Consider the following 16463-nt stretch of genomic DNA (forward strand, 5'->3'; position numbering starts at 1 on the left):
TAATAGAACGTGCTGCGGGACAGCCCGGCTGCACGCAGCAGTCGTGCCAGGGAATGCTTCTGCCTTAACCCTTGGACCGCTTGCGCTTTTTGCTGCGCGCTGCGGCTTTCTCTTTCTGGATCAAGGCATCCAGCTTTTTTAGATAAGCGTTCTCCGCCCGCAGGTACAACAGCTCTTCGATCAACTCATCCTGCGAGAGACTGCGCTCTGGCGCATCAGCAGGTGGGAGGTCTACAGACTTTTTGGCCATCGGGGCAGCTCGCTTGGTCTCGGAAAGTGGCTTGGTTAGCTGGCCACTATGATACTGCACCAGCCATTTGCCAATAAGCCCCGTGCTCCTGAGGTTAAATCTCGCCTCTGCCTGCCGGTCCGTCAGGCCATCTCGGGTCACGCACTTGACGACATGGAGCTTGAACGACGGGCTGTAATGGTGCTTGGTTGCGGGCTCCAGCCCCTTCAGACCATGGTGCCGGTATCTCGTCACCCACCGCCGAACCAAAGATCTATCGACATTGAATTCTCTGGAGATGCGGTTGAAGCTGGCCCCGCCTTCGAGGTAAAGCTTCACCATCTTTAATTTGAATGCTTCACTATGTGTTCTTGTCATGTGACTCCCCAAAAGTCGGTGTCCAACTTTCGGGGGTCACTTCATACTGGGGGTCTGACCCCGTTTTTTGTTTTTGTGAATATACGCTACACTCAATTACCGGAAGATAATTTGAGGATTATATTCACGTGGATCTCACCGAGTTGGCCGTTCTCATCCGAACCGAGCGCAAGCGAGCGGGGTTGTCGATGCAGTCCCTGGCGGAGCTGGCGGGGGTTGATCGTACTACGTTATCCCGGCTGGAGAATCAGCGGTTGCCGGAGCTGGGCTATGCGAAACTGGAACGTATCCTGGCGGTGCTGGGGCTGGAGTTTGCGGTAAGGCCTGCCGGTGCGTTGCCTACGCTGAATGATCTGAAGCGGGATAGAGGGCAGGGCGACGTATGAGTAGCTTGCATCGGGCTGTTGTGGAGGTTTCCGGAGAGGTTGTAGGCGATCTGGCGGCGCCGGGCCGGCCGGAGCCTGCTGTTTTTATGTATGGGGCGGAAGTGCCGGAGAGCTCGGCGGTGTCTGTGACCATGCCGGTGGCGGGGCAGGTGTATTCCTATGATGGCTTGCATCCGGTGTTTGCCCAGAATCTGCCGGAAGGTTATCTGGGCGATATCATTCGCAAGCATGTGGCCAAGCTTTATGGCTCGGGTGATCTGACCGTTCTGGCCGCCTTGGGGCGGCACCAGGTTGGGCGCGTGGTGGTTTCTGACCCTGGCGCGGAAGCGGGTAGTGAATTCGCCGATGGGGAGTCTTTGTCGTCGCTCTTGAGTGCGGATAATGCCGGGCTATTTGAGGAGCTTCTGGATAAGTACGCCCTTCGATCCGGAGTGTCCGGCGTGCAGCCCAAGGTGCTTGTGCCCGGCACGATCAGCGAGAAAACCACACTTCGAACCCGCGGTTATATTGTAAAGACCTGGGGCGACGATTATCCCCAGTTGGCGGCTAATGAATATTTCTGCATGACAGTGGCCAAAGCCTGCGGTTTACCGGTTCCGGATTTTTATTTGTCGGATAACGGGCGTTTGTTTGTTATGACCCGCTTTGACCGCGATGATTCGGGCAATTGGCTGGGTTTTGAAGATGCCTGTGTGTTGCAGGGCCTTTTGCCTGCAGACAAGTATTCTGGCAGTTATGAAAAACTGACCAAAACCATGAGGGCGTATCTTTCTCCTGAATATCGGGTTCGGGATTTGCGGTGGTTGTTTCTTTCTGTGGCGGTGTCGTGGGCGGTTCGCAATGGTGATGCTCATTTGAAGAACTTTGGCTTGCTGTATGAGAGTCCCTTTGCGAAAAGGTGGCTTGCGCCGGTGTACGACATTGTTTCAACCACACCTTATCTGAGTGGCGATGTCCCTGCGCTGACTCTTCAGGGCCGGAAGGTTTGGTGGCCGGTTGATTATCTTGTGCAGTTCGGCCGCTTGTCCTGCGGTATGTCTGCGTTGCAGGTTTACAAAGATCTTGAGTTGCTGGCCAGTAAGTTAGAGTTCGTGGCGCAGGATATCGAGCATTATTGCAAGGCCAATCCGGAGTTTTGTGAAGTGGGCGGTGTAATGGTTAATACTTATCAGGCAAGTGCGCAAGAGATCATGAAGAGTCTTTAAACAAATAACTTTGCCATACCCCTATTTGTTTATTATTATTCCGCCCGACACATGGTCTTTATGATCTTTGTTTAAAACCCCACAGATAATAGGTTTTAATTTCATGGCAAAAATTAACGATTATTACCAGAAGAAGCAGCTGATGGAAAAGCTGGCTGCAGAGCTGGAGAAGCTGGAAAAAGATCAGGCTTTGAAATCCGAGCTGGAGTTTGAAAACAAGGTTCGTGATTTGATGAAGCAGTTCGACAAGTCTCCGAAAGACGTGCTGCAGATTCTGGCTGCGATTGATCCCACCATCGCTGGCGGCAAAGTTGAAGCGCCTGCAGGCACCCGTGCCAAGCGCCCCCTGAAAACCTACAAGAACCCGCACACCGGTGAAGTGGTTAAAACCCGTGGCGGCAACCACAAGACTCTGAACGAGTGGCGTGACAAGTACGGTAAGGAAGCGGTTCAGAGCTGGCAGGAAGCCTGATTTCAGCCTGAGTGTGAACGGCATCATGGAAGGTGTAAGTTAACCTTCGGGTAATGAGTGGTTGTGATGCTGTTCACTCTTTGATTTGCTTTGTCTGAGTATAGTGAGGATTGAGGTTCGCCAGAAACAGTTTGTTACACAGAATAAAGCGAACCCTGTGCCAGCACCGGAAAAACATAATAAACGGGCGGCATAGCGAGCTGGGCGTTGAAATCGGCTCACTAAAACAATTCAGAGACACGAACTATGACAAAGTTAGCGTATGGATGCGCTGCCCTTGCCACGCTCCTGCTGGGTATTTCGCCCGTTGCCCAGGCGGAGTTTGAACCTATTTCTGATAACAGAATGGGGGAGGTTACCGGGCAGGCCTTTATGAACATCGAAAATATTCCCGGCAATGGGGTGGATTACACCCGAATGACGCTGGGTATTGATGTTGAAACCCGCGTTAATATTGACGACATTCAGGTCGGCCAGATTGATGGCGGCACTGACTTCTCCGCACAACACCTCGCGCTTGGCCATATCGCCCGCAACGACGGCGAAACCTTCAATGGCGTTACCTATAACAAAGGCGAAGCTATTCCTTTTGAAGCCCGTAAGCCCTATATCGAACTTGCCGAAGATTCTGCCGGGCTGAAGGGGTTTCGGATGGGGTTTGCGGAGGCTCGTGGGTCGGTTTCTTCTCATACTGAGAGTTTTAGTGGCAATATTACCGGGCTGAAGATTCGTGACGATGAATTTGACAACAGTGTATATGACGCGACTCTTTATGCAGGAGCCGGGCTGGCTGAGACGAGTAACCGGGCAACGCATGTGGGTGTAAAACTGCCGGGTGTCGATACTACTTGTAACGAAGGTGCTAGCTGCGCGCCCCTCACAAACCTCCGTTCAGTGACCGTCGGTGAAGACAGTGGTATTGAGGGTGTGAGTGGCTTTACCGATGGGTTCTTTATCGGTTTCCAGCGTGACGGCATGGATTGGCAGAGTCTGGATGGTGCCAATACCATCAATGCTGGAAAAGGCGTGTTCATCAACTTACCGGTTAATATGACGGTAGATATGAGCCAGCTGACTGGTGATGGCGTAGACCGCTTTCGCACACACCAGGTGGATTTGGGCAACAATCTTTTCTGACAACTCACATAAGTGGCAAGGATGCCAACATTACTTCTCCTGAATGGATTCAAATTCTTCTTCTACGCCAATGATCATCCTCCTGCCCACGTGCATGTGCTTAAAGGCGAGCGATGGGCTAAGATTGAAGTGGTTTCTTTGGCCGTCAAATACAGCACGCTGAAGAATCAGGAATTGAAAGAGTGTCTTTCGATTGTAGAGAGCTATCAGTCTGAGTTTCTGGAGAAATGGAATGCCTGGTTTCAAAGGTAAATCCGTTCACATCGATGATCGCCACCTGCACGTTGAACTTGAGGACGGGCGGGTAATTTCCACGCCTGTGCATTGGTATCCGGAGTTAGAAAAGGCGTCTATCTCAGAAATTCGCCAGTACCGGTTTATTTGCGACGGCACGGGCATTGAGTGGCAAGCGCTGGATTACCATTTGAGTATTGAGGCAATGTTGTCTGGCAATGCCCGGCAAACTGCTGCGTGATTTTGCTACACTCCTGCCTCATCTGATTCATTGATTCGCAGGAGTCTTCCTTTGATCCGCTCTTTCTACTGGCACGACTACGAAACCTTCGGCGTAGACCCGGTGCACGACCGCCCCTCCCAGTTTGCCGGTGTGCGCACGGATGCGGATCTGAATATCATCGAAGACCCGCTGGTGATTTACTGCAAGCCAGCGGACGATTACCTGCCTTCCCCCCAGGCCTGCCTGATTACCGGTATCACCCCGCAAAAGGCGCTGCAAGACGGCTATCCGGAAGCGGAGTTCATTGCCCAGATCAACGAGGCGTTCAGCCAGCCTGGCACCTGCGCGGTGGGTTACAACAGCCTGCGTTTTGATGACGAAGTGACCCGCCACACGCTGTACCGCAACCTGCGCGATCCGTATGGCCGGGAGTGGCAGAACGGCAATTCCCGCTGGGACGTCATCGATATGGTGCGGCTGACTTACGCCCTGCGCCCGGATGGCATCAACTGGCCAAAGAAAGAAGACGGCAGCCCCAGCTTCCGGCTGGAAGAGCTGACGGTGGCCAACGGCATTGCCCACGAAGCGGCTCACGATGCCATGTCTGATGTGTTGGCAACCATTGCCGTGGCCAAGCTGATCAAGGAAAAGCAGCCTAAGCTGTTCGACTTTGTGCTCAATCATAAAGACAAGCATTCCGCCCGCCAGATGCTGGATACCGCAACGCTGAAGCCGGTGTTCCACATTTCTGCCAAGTACCCGGCCACACGCGGTTGCTGCGCGCTGGTGGCGCCGGTGGCGGATCACCCCACCAACAAAAACCAGGTAATTGTCTACGACTTGCGGGAAGACCCGAGCGAGCTGATCAACGCCAGCCCGGAGCAGATCCGTGAGCGGGTGTTTACTTCACAGGCGGAGCTGGGGGAGGGCGTCAGCCGGTTCCCGCTCAAGGGTGTGCAGGTCAATAAATGCCCGGTGCTGGCGCCGGCCAATATGCTGTCTACCTTATCCAAGGAACGGCTGGCGGAGCTGGAGCTGGACGGCGACGTACTGCGCGTGAACCTGGCCAAACTCCGCAACGCCCCGGACCTTTCCGCCCGCATTGCCCAGGCCTTCGACCGCCAGTTCGACGGCAGCGACCTGACAGACCCGGACGAGCAGCTCTACGCCGGGGGCTTTATCAGCAATACCGACCGGGAGAAGCTGAACTGGCTGATCTCCGAACCGGTGGAAACGCTGGGTGAACAAGAGGTCCGCTTCGAAGACGAACGCCTGCCGGAAATGCTGTTCCGCTACCGGGCCCGCAACTACCCGGCCACCCTGGATGGCGAGGAAATGGAACGCTGGGAACAGTTTCGAAGCCAGCGGCTGATGAGCCCCAAGAAGGGTTGGCGCTCGCTGGAGGCTTATGGGTTGGAGTTGCAGAAACTGGCGGCAGATCCGGAGCTTTCCGAGCGGAATCGGCAGATTCTGGAAGATCTGCACCTTTATGGCGAGTCTATTATTCCGTATATGTGAGACGGGCCGTTTCCATGTTGTATTCAGGTGATCGGCGAGAAAGAAGGGTGGGGTAGGGCCACGTAGGGCCCGACCCCCTTGCATCCGTCTGGTGAGCAGCCCATACAATAGCCATTCCCCCGGCCATCCCGTACAATATGGCGCTTCTATTCAATACATCCATTCTGTTCAGTCTGGAGCAAAGCATGTCTGATATTAAAAAGGTGGTGCTGGCCTATTCCGGTGGCCTGGATACTTCCGTTATTGTTCGGTGGTTGCAAGACACCTACGGTTGCGAGGTGGTGACTTTCACCGCCGACATCGGCCAGGGCGAGGAAGTTGAGCCGGCGCGTGCCAAGGCGGAAGCGCTGGGCGTTAAGGAAATCTACATCGAGGACCTGCGCGAAGAGTTTGTGCGCGATTACGTGTTCCCGATGTTCCGTGCCAACACCATCTACGAGGGCGAGTACCTGCTGGGTACCTCCATTGCCCGCCCGCTGATTGCCAAGCGTCTGATCGATATTGCCAATGAAACCGGTGCCGATGCGATTTCCCACGGCGCGACCGGTAAGGGTAACGACCAGGTGCGTTTCGAGCTGGGTGCCTACGCGCTGAAGCCGGGCGTGAAGGTGATTGCTCCCTGGCGTGAGTGGGATCTGAACTCACGCGAGAAACTGCTGCAGTACTGCGAAGAGCGCAACATTCCGGTGGAAATGAAGAAGGGCAAGAGCCCGTATTCCATGGACGCCAATCTGCTGCACATTTCCTACGAGGGCATGAACCTGGAAGATCCCTGGGCGGAAGCCGAGGAAGAGATGTGGCGCTGGAGTGTGTCTCCGGAGGCCGCTCCAGAGAAGCCGACTTACGTTGAGCTGACCTACAAGAAGGGTGACATTGTTGCCGTTGATGGTCAGGAAATGAAGCCGCACGTGGTTCTGGAAACCCTGAACAAGCTGGCCGGCGAGAACGGTATTGGCCGCCTGGACATCGTTGAGAACCGCTACGTGGGCATGAAGTCCCGGGGCTGCTATGAAACACCGGGCGGCACCATCATGCTGCGTGCCCACCGCGCCATCGAGTCCATCACCCTGGACCGTGAAGTGGCCCACCTGAAAGACAGCCTGATGCCGCGCTACGCCGAGGTGATCTACAACGGCTACTGGTGGTCCCCGGAGCGTGAAGCCCTGCAGGCGCTGATCGACCAGACCCAGCACTATGTGAACGGCACCGTTCGCCTGAAGCTGTACAAAGGTAACGTGGATGTTGTTGGCCGGAAGTCTGAAGACTCCCTGTTCGATGAGAAGATCGCCACCTTTGAAGAAGACCAGGGTGCGTACGATCAGAAGGATGCGGAAGGCTTTATCAAGCTGAATGCACTGCGGTTGCGGATTGCGGCTGGGAAGGGGCGTAAGCTCTAAGTAATTGAGTTAGCCGCTTAGCATCGGGGTCAGACCCAGGCCCGAAATGACAAGTCTAGACTTGTCATTTCGGGCCTGGGTCTGACCCCTTTTTTATGCCAATAAAAAAGCCAGCTCATGGGAGCTGGCTTGAAATATTTCGGAAAGAACGAAAGTGCCTGAAAAATTCGTTAATCCTGTGGAGAGTACCCATACGGCGGCGGAGGTACTGCACGGCTCCTCCGCCATGGGTGGATACTGCTTCATTCCACGTTGCTAGATTAAGGCCTTCCGTTCTCTCTGTCTGTTTGTGATCTGTGTCGCAGTGTTACGGTGTGTAGTTCTTATACGCCTTCCCGTATTTCCGGTGTGATTTCCACGAAGCGACGGGTTTCGTAGGCATCTATCAGGCCTTGTATTGAGGCTTTTTCCATATCCTGTACAGACGGCGTGCCTTCTTCAGCGCTGGCGCGGCACAGGGCCATGCCGGCTTCTACGGAAATGTAACCGGCGGTGGTTTTCAGGGCTTTGTGGTTGATGCCGTCGAAGATGCGCCGGAAGGCGGTGGGTGTGCAGTGGTCGCTGTTGGGAAAGTAAGACACGATCACGAACTGGTTGTCACCAATGCGGCACAGGGCGTCGATGGGGCGGATCAGGCTGTTCAGGCGGCGGGCGATGCCGATGGCTAATTCGCTCATCACGCTGGGCGGGTGCTTGCGCTTCAGGTCTTGCCAGTTACGGATGCCGCACATGACGTAGGCACTGGCGCCGCCACGGGATTCGGCATGGCGCAGGATTTTCTGCAGGCGCTGGCGGGCGTACTTGGCGTTGCACAGGCCGGTTTCCATGTCGATGATGTTGCTGGATTCCAGTTCCCGGTTGTTCTCCACCAGTAAGGCGTTGGCCCGCAGCAGGGTGTTCTGGCGGTCTGCCATGCGGTCTGCAGCGAAGATGCGGGGAATCAGCTGCTTGGTCATGTCGGACTTGTAGATGAAGTCATCCACGCCCCGGTCGAAGGCTACCAACAGGGCTTCCACGCTTTCCCTGGCTGTCAGCAGGATCACGTAGGTGTAGTGGTTGGTCTGCTCGTCCAGCTGGCGCACATGGTCTGTGAGTTCCAGGCCGTCCATCTCAGGCATCAGCCAGTCTGCAATCAGGACGCTCACCGGGCGTTCTTCCATCAGTTTCAGGGCCGCCGGGGCGTTGTTGGCGATGCGTATGTCGCGGTAACCGGCATTTCGCAAGGTGCGGCCAACCACCATACTGCTGAATTTGGCGTCGTCTACTACGAGGATGGGAAGGTCCAGGTTTGGCATTGTTTATCTACTTCTTACCAGTCCATTGTCGGGTGCGGTTCGCCTTGGCTCTTGGTATGCTTTGGCGGTTCCGGCGCAGCCGCTGTTAATCATCTCGCCACAGTATACTCTGGGTGGCCTTTGGAGAATGACGACCATGCCTTCTTTTGACATAGTTTCCGAAATTGAAATGCACGAAGTAACCAATGCGGTGGACCAGGCCAGGCGTGATCTGGGCAACCGCTGGGACTTCAAGAATGTAGACGCGAATATTGAGCTGGAAGACAAGCGGATTACCGTGAGCGCCGAGCAGGAGTTCCAGCTGGAGCAGCTGATTGATTTGCTGCGGATGGCTTTCGCCAAGCGCAATATCGACGCCCGGGCCCTGGCGGAAGACGGCGAGAGCAAGGCCGGCAAGCTGGTGAAGCAGCACTTTGCCCTGAAGCAGGGTATCGAAACCGATATGGCCAAGAAGATCGTTAAGATGATCAAAGACCAGAAGATGAAGGTTCAGGCCAGCATTCAGGGTGACAAGGTGCGGGTAACCGGCAAGAAGCGGGACGACCTGCAGGAAGCCATTGCCATGCTGCGCGAGGCGGAGCTGGATATCCCGCTGCAATTCAATAACTTCCGCGACTGATCCGGAGATTTCACTATCGTACCCGGCACCCGCCTTGCCCTGCTGAAAGACGCCCTGTACACCTACACCCGCTGGCAGGTGATTGCCATGCTGTTTCTGGGGTTTTCAGCGGGGCTGCCGTTTTTGCTGGTGTTTTCCACCCTGAATGCGCGGCTGGCGGATGTAGGGGTGGAAACCGCGACCATCGGCTTTTTCAGCTGGCTGGGCATTACTTATTCCATCAAAGTGTTCTGGGCCCCGGTGGTGGACAGGCTGAAGCTGCCGGTGCTGAACCGGCTGTTCGGCAAGCGCCGGAGCTGGATTTTGCTGGCCCAGGCGGGCATTGCCACCGGCCTGTACCTGATGGCGGCGGTGGACCCCCTTTCTGCCCCGGAAACCCTCGCCCTGTGCGGGTTGCTGGTGGCGTTCTCCTCGGCCACGCAGGATGTGGCCATTGATGCCTACCGTATTGAAATCGCGGAAGAGCGGCTGCAGGCGGCGCTGGCGGCGACCTATATTTTCGGGTACCGGCTGGCGTTGCTGGTGGCTGGTGCCGGGGCTTTGTACCTGGCGGAGTTCTGGTCCTGGCAGGTGTCTTACCAGGTGATGGCGGCGCTGGTGGGTGTAGGGGTTCTGACGGTGCTGGTGGCCCGGGAGCCCGAGGTGAACCACTTTGCTGCGGCCGAAGACATTGCTGAGAAAGTTCAGGAAGAGGCTGCACGCCGTGGGCACCTTCCGCCCCGACTGGCGAAGCTGGCGGGCTGGTTCTACGCCGCCGTGGCCGGGCCCTTTGTGGACTTCTTCCGCCGCTATAAAGAGCTCGCCATTGTGATTCTGGTGCTGGTGGCCGTGTACCGCATTTCAGACATTGCCATGGGTGTGATGGCCAACCCTTTCTATCTGGATTTTATGGGGTTCAGCAAAACCCAGGTGGCCGATGTGACCAAGGTGTTCGGCTTCTTTATGACCATTCTCGGCTCGATGGTGGGCGGGGTGCTGGTGGTGCGATACGGCGTGCGCCGGATTCTGCTGGCCGGGGCCATCATGACCGCTGCCACCAACCTGCTGTTTGTGGTGCTGGCCCAGTACCCGCCGGATATCAAGTTGCTGGCGCTGGTGGTGAGTGCCGATAACCTGAGTGGTGGGATTGCTAATGTGGCGCTGATTGCCTGGCTTTCCAGTATGACCAGTGCTTCGTTTACCGCTACCCAGTATGCGTTGTTTAGTTCGCTGATGACGTTGCCCGGGAAGTTTCTTGGCGGGTTTTCAGGGATTGTGGTGGCGGATTTCGGGTATGCGCAGTTCTTCCTGGTGGCTGGGGTGATGGGGGTGCCGGCTATTTTGTTGGTGCTTTATATTATGCGGCATGGGGCTAGGTTGGATGCGTTGGCTCCGGTTAAGACGAGCAGCTGATGTTCAGGTGTTTGCCCCAGTCTGGGGGGAGGGCGGCGTAGTGTTCGTGTTCGGGTTGTTCGTCGAAGGGGTTTTCCAGCACTTTGATTAGTTCTTTCATGGGGGCGTAGTTGCCGTTCTGGGCTTCCATGATGACTTGCTGGGCCAGGTAGCTGCGCAGGATGTATTTGGGGTTTACCTGGCGCATGGCGTATTCCCGTTCGTCGTGGGCGCGGGTTTCTTTTTGCAGGCGGGCTTCGTAGCGCTCCAGCCATTCGTCTGCCACGCTTCTGTCTGCAAAAAGGTCACGCACCGGGGCGTTGCCATGGCGGTGCAGGTTGGAGATGCCGCGGAAGAAGCGGGTGTAGTCTACCCGGTGTTCGTGCAGCATGCTGAAGGTGTCCATGATCAGGGCCATGTCTGCGTCGTCGGTTTCGTCCAGCCCGAGCTTGGCCAGCATGTTGTGCTTGAAGCGCTGATTGTAGGCGGTTTCGTAGCTGCCGAGGCATTCGCGCACGGTATCTTCTTCCATAATCGGCAGCAGGGCGTTGGCCAGGTAATGGCAGTTGGTGAAGCCGATCTGGGGCTGGCGGTTGTAGGCGTAGCGGCCTTCGTGGTCGGAGTGGTTGCAGACGAAGCCGGCGTCGAAATCGTCCAGGAAGGCGTAGGGGCCGTAGTCGAAGGTGTCGCCGATGATGGACATGTTGTCGCTGTTCATCACGCCATGGCAGAAGCCGACGGCCTGCCAGTCGGCAATCAGCCGGGCGGTGCGTTCCACCACTTCGGCGAACCAGCGGGCGTGGCGCTGCGGTTCCGGCAGTTCAATCAGGTGCGGGAAGTGCAGTGAGATTACCTGCTCCAGCAGGGTTTTCACCGCCTCCGGGCCTTCGTGGTGGGCGGCGAATTCGAAGTGGCCGAAGCGGATGTGGCTTTTGGCGACGCGCATCAGGGCGGCGGCGGTTTCGATGGATTCACGCCGAACCGGGTCTTTGGCGCTGATCATAAACAGTGCCCGGGTGGTTGGAATGCCCAGCCCGTGCATGGCTTCCGAACACAGGTATTCCCGAATGGTGGAGCGCAACACCGCCCGGCCGTCGCCAAACCGCGAATAAGGCGTGGTGCCCGCGCCTTTCAGGTGCCAATCCCACCGGGTGCCGTCGGGCGCTATAGTTTCCCACAGCAATAACCCCCGGCCATCCCCCAGCTCCGGGTTATACACTCCGAACTGGTGGCCGGTGTATTTCATCGCCACCGGGTCCATCCCTTCCAGCAATTCCGCCCCGGCGCCAATCTGCGCCCAATCCCCCTCATCCTGAACATGAAACCCCAGCTGCGCCGCAAGCTTGTGGTTGAAGCACACCATCTTTGGCTGCGAAAGCGGCGTGGGCTTCACCCGGCTGTAGAAGCTGTCCGGCAGGTCCAGGTAGCGGTGTTCAACTTTGAAGGTTTCGTTGGTCATGGATTGGCCTGGTTTTTGAATCGGTCTCTGAAACGGGGTCAGACCCCCAGTACATTTGGTGCCATGAAATGTATCGGGGGTCTGACCCCCTCAGAGTGCAGAGTGGAGGTGGCGAATGCAACCACGGCTGGTGGTTTTTACCGATCTGGATGGCACTTTGCTGGACCACCACAGCTATAGCTGGCGGGCGGCATTGCCGGCGATGGAGCGGCTGGCGGCTAACGGGATTCCGCTGGTGCTGAATTCCAGCAAGACAGCGGCGGAGATGCGGGAGTTGCAGCGGGCGATGGGCCTGAGGGCGCCGTTTATTGCCGAGAACGGGGCCGCGGTGGTGATTCCGGCGGGATGTCTGAACAATCCGCACGACGAGGTGGTGCATTTTGGTGTTCCCCATAATGAGCTGATGCGCACGCTTTTGGTGCAGCGGGAGGCCGGTGCACGATTCCGGGGCTTTTCTGACCTGTCGGCGCGGGAGTTGGCGCAGCTGACGGGTCTTAAAGACGATGAGGCTGCAAGGGCAAAACAGCGCCTGGCTACCGAGCCTTTGCTGTGGGGTGGAACCTACGCCGAACTGGTGCAATTCCGCACGGCGCTTGGGCTTGCGGGTTTGCGATTGGTGCAGGGCGGGCGCTTCTGGCATGCCATGGGAACCTTCGATAAGGCGGAGGGGGCCCGTTTCTTGCTGAGTCGTTACCAGGAGTGTTTCGGCAATGAGCCGGTGATCACCATCGCCCTGGGCGATAGCCCGAACGACCAGCGCATGCTGGAAGAGGCCGATATTCCGGTGGTGATAAGCGGGGCGAACAGTGAACAGCTGCAGTTTTCGCCCACCCGACATGCCATGCGCTCCCTGAGACCCGGCCCCGAGGGCTGGAACGCCTGCGTACTCAACCTGCTTCTGGAGTACGGTTACCAGTAAAGGAGAGCCGCCATGGGCGACTTTTACCAGAACGGCATTGTCACCACCCTGCATAACCTTGTGCGCCGACCGGTGGAGGACATCGAGGCAGACCTGATGCGCTTTCGCAAAGAGCGGCCGATGTCGCTGGTGCTGCCATCCCTGTATTCGGAACTCGAAGGCCCGGCGCTGCAGAATATTGTGCAGGAGCTCACCCGGGTGCCGTACCTGGACGAGGTGGTGATCGGCCTGGACCGGGCCAATGAGGACCAGTACCGGCACGCGCTGGAGTACTTTTCGGACCTGCCGCAACCGTTCAAGGTGTTGTGGAACGACGGCCCGAGGCTGCGGGCGCTGGATTTGAAGCTGCGGGAGCAAAACCTGGCGCCGACAGAAATGGGCAAGGGCCGGAATGTGTGGTACTGCTTCGGCTATGTGCTGGCGTCCGGCGTGAGCGAGTCTGTCGCGCTGCACGATTGCGACATTCTGACCTATTCCCGGGATCTGCTCGCGCGGCTGATCTACCCAGTTGCCAACCCGGGCTTCAACTACATGTTCTGCAAGGGCTATTACGCCCGGGTGGCGGACAGCAAGATGAATGGTCGGGTCAGCCGGCTGCTGGTGACACCGCTGATCCGCGCCCTGAAAAAAGTCTGCGGGCCTAACGATTTCCTGGATTACCTGGACAGCTACCGCTACCCGCTGGCGGGTGAGTTCTCTTTCCGCACCGATGTGATCAATGACCTGCGCATCCCCAGCGACTGGGGCCTGGAAATCGGCGTGTTGTCGGAAATGAAACGCAACTACGCCACCAACCGGCTGTGCCAGGTGGATGTGGCGGATGTGTATGACCACAAGCACCAGGAATTGTCGCCGGAAGACGCCAGCCGGGGCCTGTCGAAGATGAGCATGGACATCGCCAAGGCGCTGTTCCGCAAGCTGGCGACCAACGGTGAGATTTTCTCCAACGAGAAATTCCGCACCCTCAAAGCGAGCTATTTCCGCATCGCCCTGGATTTTGTCGAGACCTACCAGAACGACGCCATGATCAATGGCCTGAGTTTTGACCGCCACAAAGAAGAAAAGGCGGTGGAACTGTTCGCCCAGAACGTGATGCGCGCCGGGGCGTACTTTCTGGATAACCCCATGGATACGCCGTTTATCCCCAGCTGGAACCGGGTGACCAGTGCCATTCCGGATATTCGCGAGCAGCTGCTGGAGGCGGTGGAGCTGGACAACGAGGAGTTTCGGCCATGAGCCAGTCACTGGAAAGCCGGCTGGTGGCGATGCTGGAGGTGGTTTATCCGGCGCTGGATTGCGAGTTTCTGGCGGACCAGTTGCTGGATGCCATGGGCCTGGACCCGGAGGCCGAGCCACCGCCGGCACACCAGAACAACTGGAGCCAGGCGGATGTGGTGCTGATCACCTACGCCGACACGGTACAGCGCCCGGATGAAAAACCGCTGGTGACCCTGAAGCGGTTTCTGGACGACTGCCTGCGGGAGTCGGTGACGGCCGTGCACATTCTGCCGTTCTTCCCCTACAGCTCAGACGATGGTTTTGCGGTGATGGATTACCTGGCGGTGAACGAATCCCACGGCAGCTGGGAAGATATCGAAGCCATCGCCCGGGATTACAAACTGATGGCGGACCTGGTGATCAACCACATGTCGGCCCGCAGCCGCTGGTTCGAGAACTTTCGCAAGCGGGTGGGGCCGGGCAAGGATTACTTTGTGGAAGGCAATCCCAAAGACGACCTGAGCCAGGTGGTTCGGCCCCGCACCTCGCCACTGCTGAATCCGGTGCAGACCGAGGACGGCGAGCGCTATGTGTGGTGTACCTTCAGCGAAGACCAGGTGGACCTGAATTTCGCCAACCCGGAGGTGCTGATCGAATTCGCCGGTATCATTCGTTATTACCTGGAGCGGGGTGTGAAGATTTTCCGGCTGGATGCGGTGGCCTTTCTCTGGAAAGAGCCGGGCACGCCCTGTATTCATCTGCAGCAGACCCACGAGCTGATTAAGATTCTGCGGCTGCTGATTGAGCATCACACCGCAGATGCCGTGGTGATCACAGAAACCAACGTGCCCAATCGGGAGAACCTGACCTACTTCGGCAACGCCAACGAAGCCCATGCCATCTATAACTTTTCATTGCCGCCCCTGCTGATCAACACCCTGGTGACCGGTAATTGCCGCCATTTGAAAACCTGGCTGATGGGCATGCCGCCGGCGCAGATGGGCACCACCTACCTGAACTTTATCGCCTCCCATGACGGCATAGGGATGCGCCCCACCGACGGGCTGTTGGACGAGGACGAGAAGCAGCGGCTGATCAATACCCTGGAATCTTTTGGGGGCAAGGTGTCATACCGGCGCACGGCCGATGGCCGGGATCAGCCCTATGAGCTGAACATTGCCCTGTGGGATGCCCTGAAAGGTACTGCCGAGGGTGGAGCAGACCACTGGCAGCTGCAGCGCTTTCTGTGTGCCCACACCATCATGCTGGCGCTGGAAGGTATTCCGGCTTTCTATATTCACAGCCTGCTGGCCACCGGCAACGACCTCGACCGTGTGGAACATACCGGCCGGCTGCGTTCCATCAACCGTAGCCAGTGGCAGCTGGAAAGGCTGGAGGCAACGCTGGCTGATCCCCTCAGCCATCACAGCAAGGTGTACCGGGAACTCAAACGCCTGATTGCCATCCGCCGGGCCCAGCCCGCCTTCCACCCCAACGCCACCCAGTTCACCCTGCACCTGGGCCTGCAACTGTTCGGGTTCTGGCGCCAGAGCCTGCGCCGGGAGCAATCCATCTTCTGCATCCACAACATCAGCGCCGAAGTGCAACAAGTGGCCCTCAGCGACATCAACCTGATCAGCACAGACCAGTGGACAGACCTGCTCTCCGGCCAGCCCATCGAAGACCTCAGCGGCACGATTACCCTGAAACCCTACCAATGCCTCTGGCTGGGGGTCAGACCCCCGATATGAAGTGACCCCTAAAACTTGGACAGTTTAATCAGGCTGCAGCGGCAGCCTGCTCTCTGTACTCCACCGGAGTCAGGCCATTGAGTGTCAGCCGGATCCGGTGGTGGTTATAGTAGTCAATGTACTGCTCAATTCCGTGTCGTAATTGCTCAACGCTATCGAACCGGTTCAAGTAATAGAACTCGGATTTCAATGTGCCGAAGAAGCTCTCCATAGCCGCGTTGTCCAGGCAATTGCCCTTGCGAGACATGCTTTGAGTTAGCCCCTTCTCCTCGAGCATCCGGCAATACTCCGGATGCTGGTAATGCCAGCCTTGGTCCGAGTGTACCACTGGACTGGTTCCTTGCTTGAGTCGCCTCAAGGCCTTTTTCAGCATCTCCGTGACCATGGGAAGCACCGGCCGGTCACGGAGTTCATAGGCCAGGATTTCACCGTTGAACAGGTCCATCACCGGCGACAGGTACAGCTTGCGTCCTTGCACCTTGAACTCAGTAACGTCCGTTGCCCACTTCGTGTTGGGCTTGGTGGCCCGGAAGTCCCGGGCCAGTAGATTCGGTGCTTTCTTGCCCACGGGGCCTCGGTAGGAGCGGTATCGCTTCACCCGAACTCTGGATTTCAGCCCCAGCTGTTGCATCAGCCGCTGAACGATTTTGTG

At 57.2% G+C, this 16463-nt stretch carries 17 protein-coding genes; 13 read left to right on the forward strand and 4 right to left on the reverse strand.

The window, feature by feature from the left end; genetic code table 11:
• Positions 1–64 precede the first annotated feature (64 nt).
• Positions 65–607, reverse strand: coding sequence for a helix-turn-helix domain-containing protein (locus B9Q17_RS16910; RefSeq protein WP_094624264.1), 543 nt, complete (start codon positions 605–607; stop codon positions 65–67).
• 128 nt (positions 608–735) lie between these two features.
• Here B9Q17_RS16910 and B9Q17_RS16915 point away from each other — a divergent pair, with 128 nt between their 5' ends.
• The 8 genes from B9Q17_RS16915 to B9Q17_RS16950 all read left to right on the forward strand — a co-directional run bounded on the left by B9Q17_RS16915 (position 736) and on the right by B9Q17_RS16950 (position 7179).
• Complete coding sequence (locus tag B9Q17_RS16915) at positions 736–993, forward strand: helix-turn-helix domain-containing protein (protein WP_208618804.1); 258 nt, start codon at positions 736–738, stop codon at positions 991–993.
• Positions 990–2198, forward strand: coding sequence for a type II toxin-antitoxin system HipA family toxin (locus tag B9Q17_RS16920; protein WP_094626094.1), 1209 nt, complete (start codon positions 990–992; stop codon positions 2196–2198). Before B9Q17_RS16915 ends, B9Q17_RS16920 begins: the two co-directional genes overlap by 4 nt.
• 103 nt (positions 2199–2301) lie before the next feature.
• Complete coding sequence (locus B9Q17_RS16925; protein WP_022987636.1) at positions 2302–2670, forward strand: histone-like nucleoid-structuring protein, MvaT/MvaU family; 369 nt, start codon at positions 2302–2304, stop codon at positions 2668–2670.
• 246 nt (positions 2671–2916) lie between these two features.
• Positions 2917–3807 (forward strand): DUF6160 family protein, encoded by an 891-nt coding sequence (locus B9Q17_RS16930; RefSeq protein ID WP_094626095.1) that lies wholly within the window; start codon positions 2917–2919, stop codon positions 3805–3807.
• A 21-nt stretch (positions 3808–3828) separates the two neighbouring features.
• Positions 3829–4059: a DUF4160 domain-containing protein gene (locus B9Q17_RS16935; RefSeq protein WP_094626096.1), complete on the forward strand. Its 231-nt coding sequence runs from the start codon at positions 3829–3831 to the stop codon at positions 4057–4059.
• Entirely contained in the window at positions 4040–4282 is a 243-nt protein-coding gene (locus B9Q17_RS16940) for a DUF2442 domain-containing protein (RefSeq protein ID WP_022987633.1), read from the forward strand. Before B9Q17_RS16935 ends, B9Q17_RS16940 begins: the two co-directional genes overlap by 20 nt.
• A 51-nt stretch (positions 4283–4333) precedes the next feature.
• Positions 4334–5782 (forward strand): exodeoxyribonuclease I, encoded by a 1449-nt coding sequence (gene sbcB / locus B9Q17_RS16945; protein ID WP_094626097.1) that lies wholly within the window; start codon positions 4334–4336, stop codon positions 5780–5782.
• 185 nt (positions 5783–5967) lie between these two features.
• A complete protein-coding gene (locus B9Q17_RS16950; RefSeq protein WP_094626098.1) occupies positions 5968–7179 on the forward strand; it encodes an argininosuccinate synthase in 1212 nt (403 codons plus the stop codon).
• 323 nt (positions 7180–7502) lie between these two features.
• Here the strand turns inward: B9Q17_RS16950 and B9Q17_RS16955 are convergent, their stop codons facing one another.
• Entirely contained in the window at positions 7503–8474 is a 972-nt protein-coding gene (locus B9Q17_RS16955) for a response regulator (RefSeq protein WP_094626099.1), read from the reverse strand.
• Between the two features lie 136 nt (positions 8475–8610).
• On the opposite strand from B9Q17_RS16955, the gene B9Q17_RS16960 reads away from it, so the two are divergent.
• Complete coding sequence (locus tag B9Q17_RS16960; protein ID WP_094626100.1) at positions 8611–9093, forward strand: YajQ family cyclic di-GMP-binding protein; 483 nt, start codon at positions 8611–8613, stop codon at positions 9091–9093.
• 78 nt (positions 9094–9171) lie between these two features.
• On the forward strand, positions 9172–10485 hold the full coding sequence (locus B9Q17_RS16965) for an AmpG family muropeptide MFS transporter (RefSeq protein ID WP_208618805.1): 1314 nt from the start codon (positions 9172–9174) through the stop codon (positions 10483–10485).
• On the opposite strand, the gene B9Q17_RS16970 is transcribed toward B9Q17_RS16965, so the two are convergent.
• Positions 10469–11923, reverse strand: a complete 1455-nt coding sequence (locus B9Q17_RS16970) for a protein adenylyltransferase SelO (protein WP_094626102.1) — start codon at positions 11921–11923, stop codon at positions 10469–10471. The genes B9Q17_RS16965 and B9Q17_RS16970 overlap by 17 nt on opposite strands.
• A gap of 115 nt (positions 11924–12038) precedes the next feature.
• Between B9Q17_RS16970 and B9Q17_RS16975 the strand changes: the two genes are divergently transcribed.
• From B9Q17_RS16975 to B9Q17_RS16985, 3 genes are read left to right on the forward strand one after another with little or no spacing between them, the layout of a single operon-like run.
• Positions 12039–12842 (forward strand): HAD-IIB family hydrolase, encoded by an 804-nt coding sequence (locus B9Q17_RS16975; RefSeq protein ID WP_094626103.1) that lies wholly within the window; start codon positions 12039–12041, stop codon positions 12840–12842.
• A gap of 12 nt (positions 12843–12854) precedes the next feature.
• The gene (locus B9Q17_RS16980; RefSeq protein WP_094626104.1) at positions 12855–14078 is read left to right on the forward strand and encodes a glycosyltransferase family protein; all 1224 of its coding nucleotides are present in this window, start codon (positions 12855–12857) and stop codon (positions 14076–14078) included.
• Entirely contained in the window at positions 14075–15811 is a 1737-nt protein-coding gene (locus B9Q17_RS16985) for an alpha-amylase family glycosyl hydrolase (RefSeq protein WP_094626105.1), read from the forward strand. The genes B9Q17_RS16980 and B9Q17_RS16985 overlap by 4 nt, the downstream gene beginning before the upstream one ends.
• Before the next feature lie 28 nt (positions 15812–15839).
• On the opposite strand, the gene B9Q17_RS16990 is transcribed toward B9Q17_RS16985, so the two are convergent.
• Positions 15840–16463 (reverse strand): IS3 family transposase (locus B9Q17_RS16990; protein WP_154707655.1); only part of this gene is annotated, 624 nt, incomplete at its 5' end.

Source organism: Marinobacter vinifirmus, from assembly GCF_002258215.1.
Taxonomy (GTDB): Bacteria; Pseudomonadota; Gammaproteobacteria; order Pseudomonadales; family Oleiphilaceae; genus Marinobacter; species Marinobacter vinifirmus.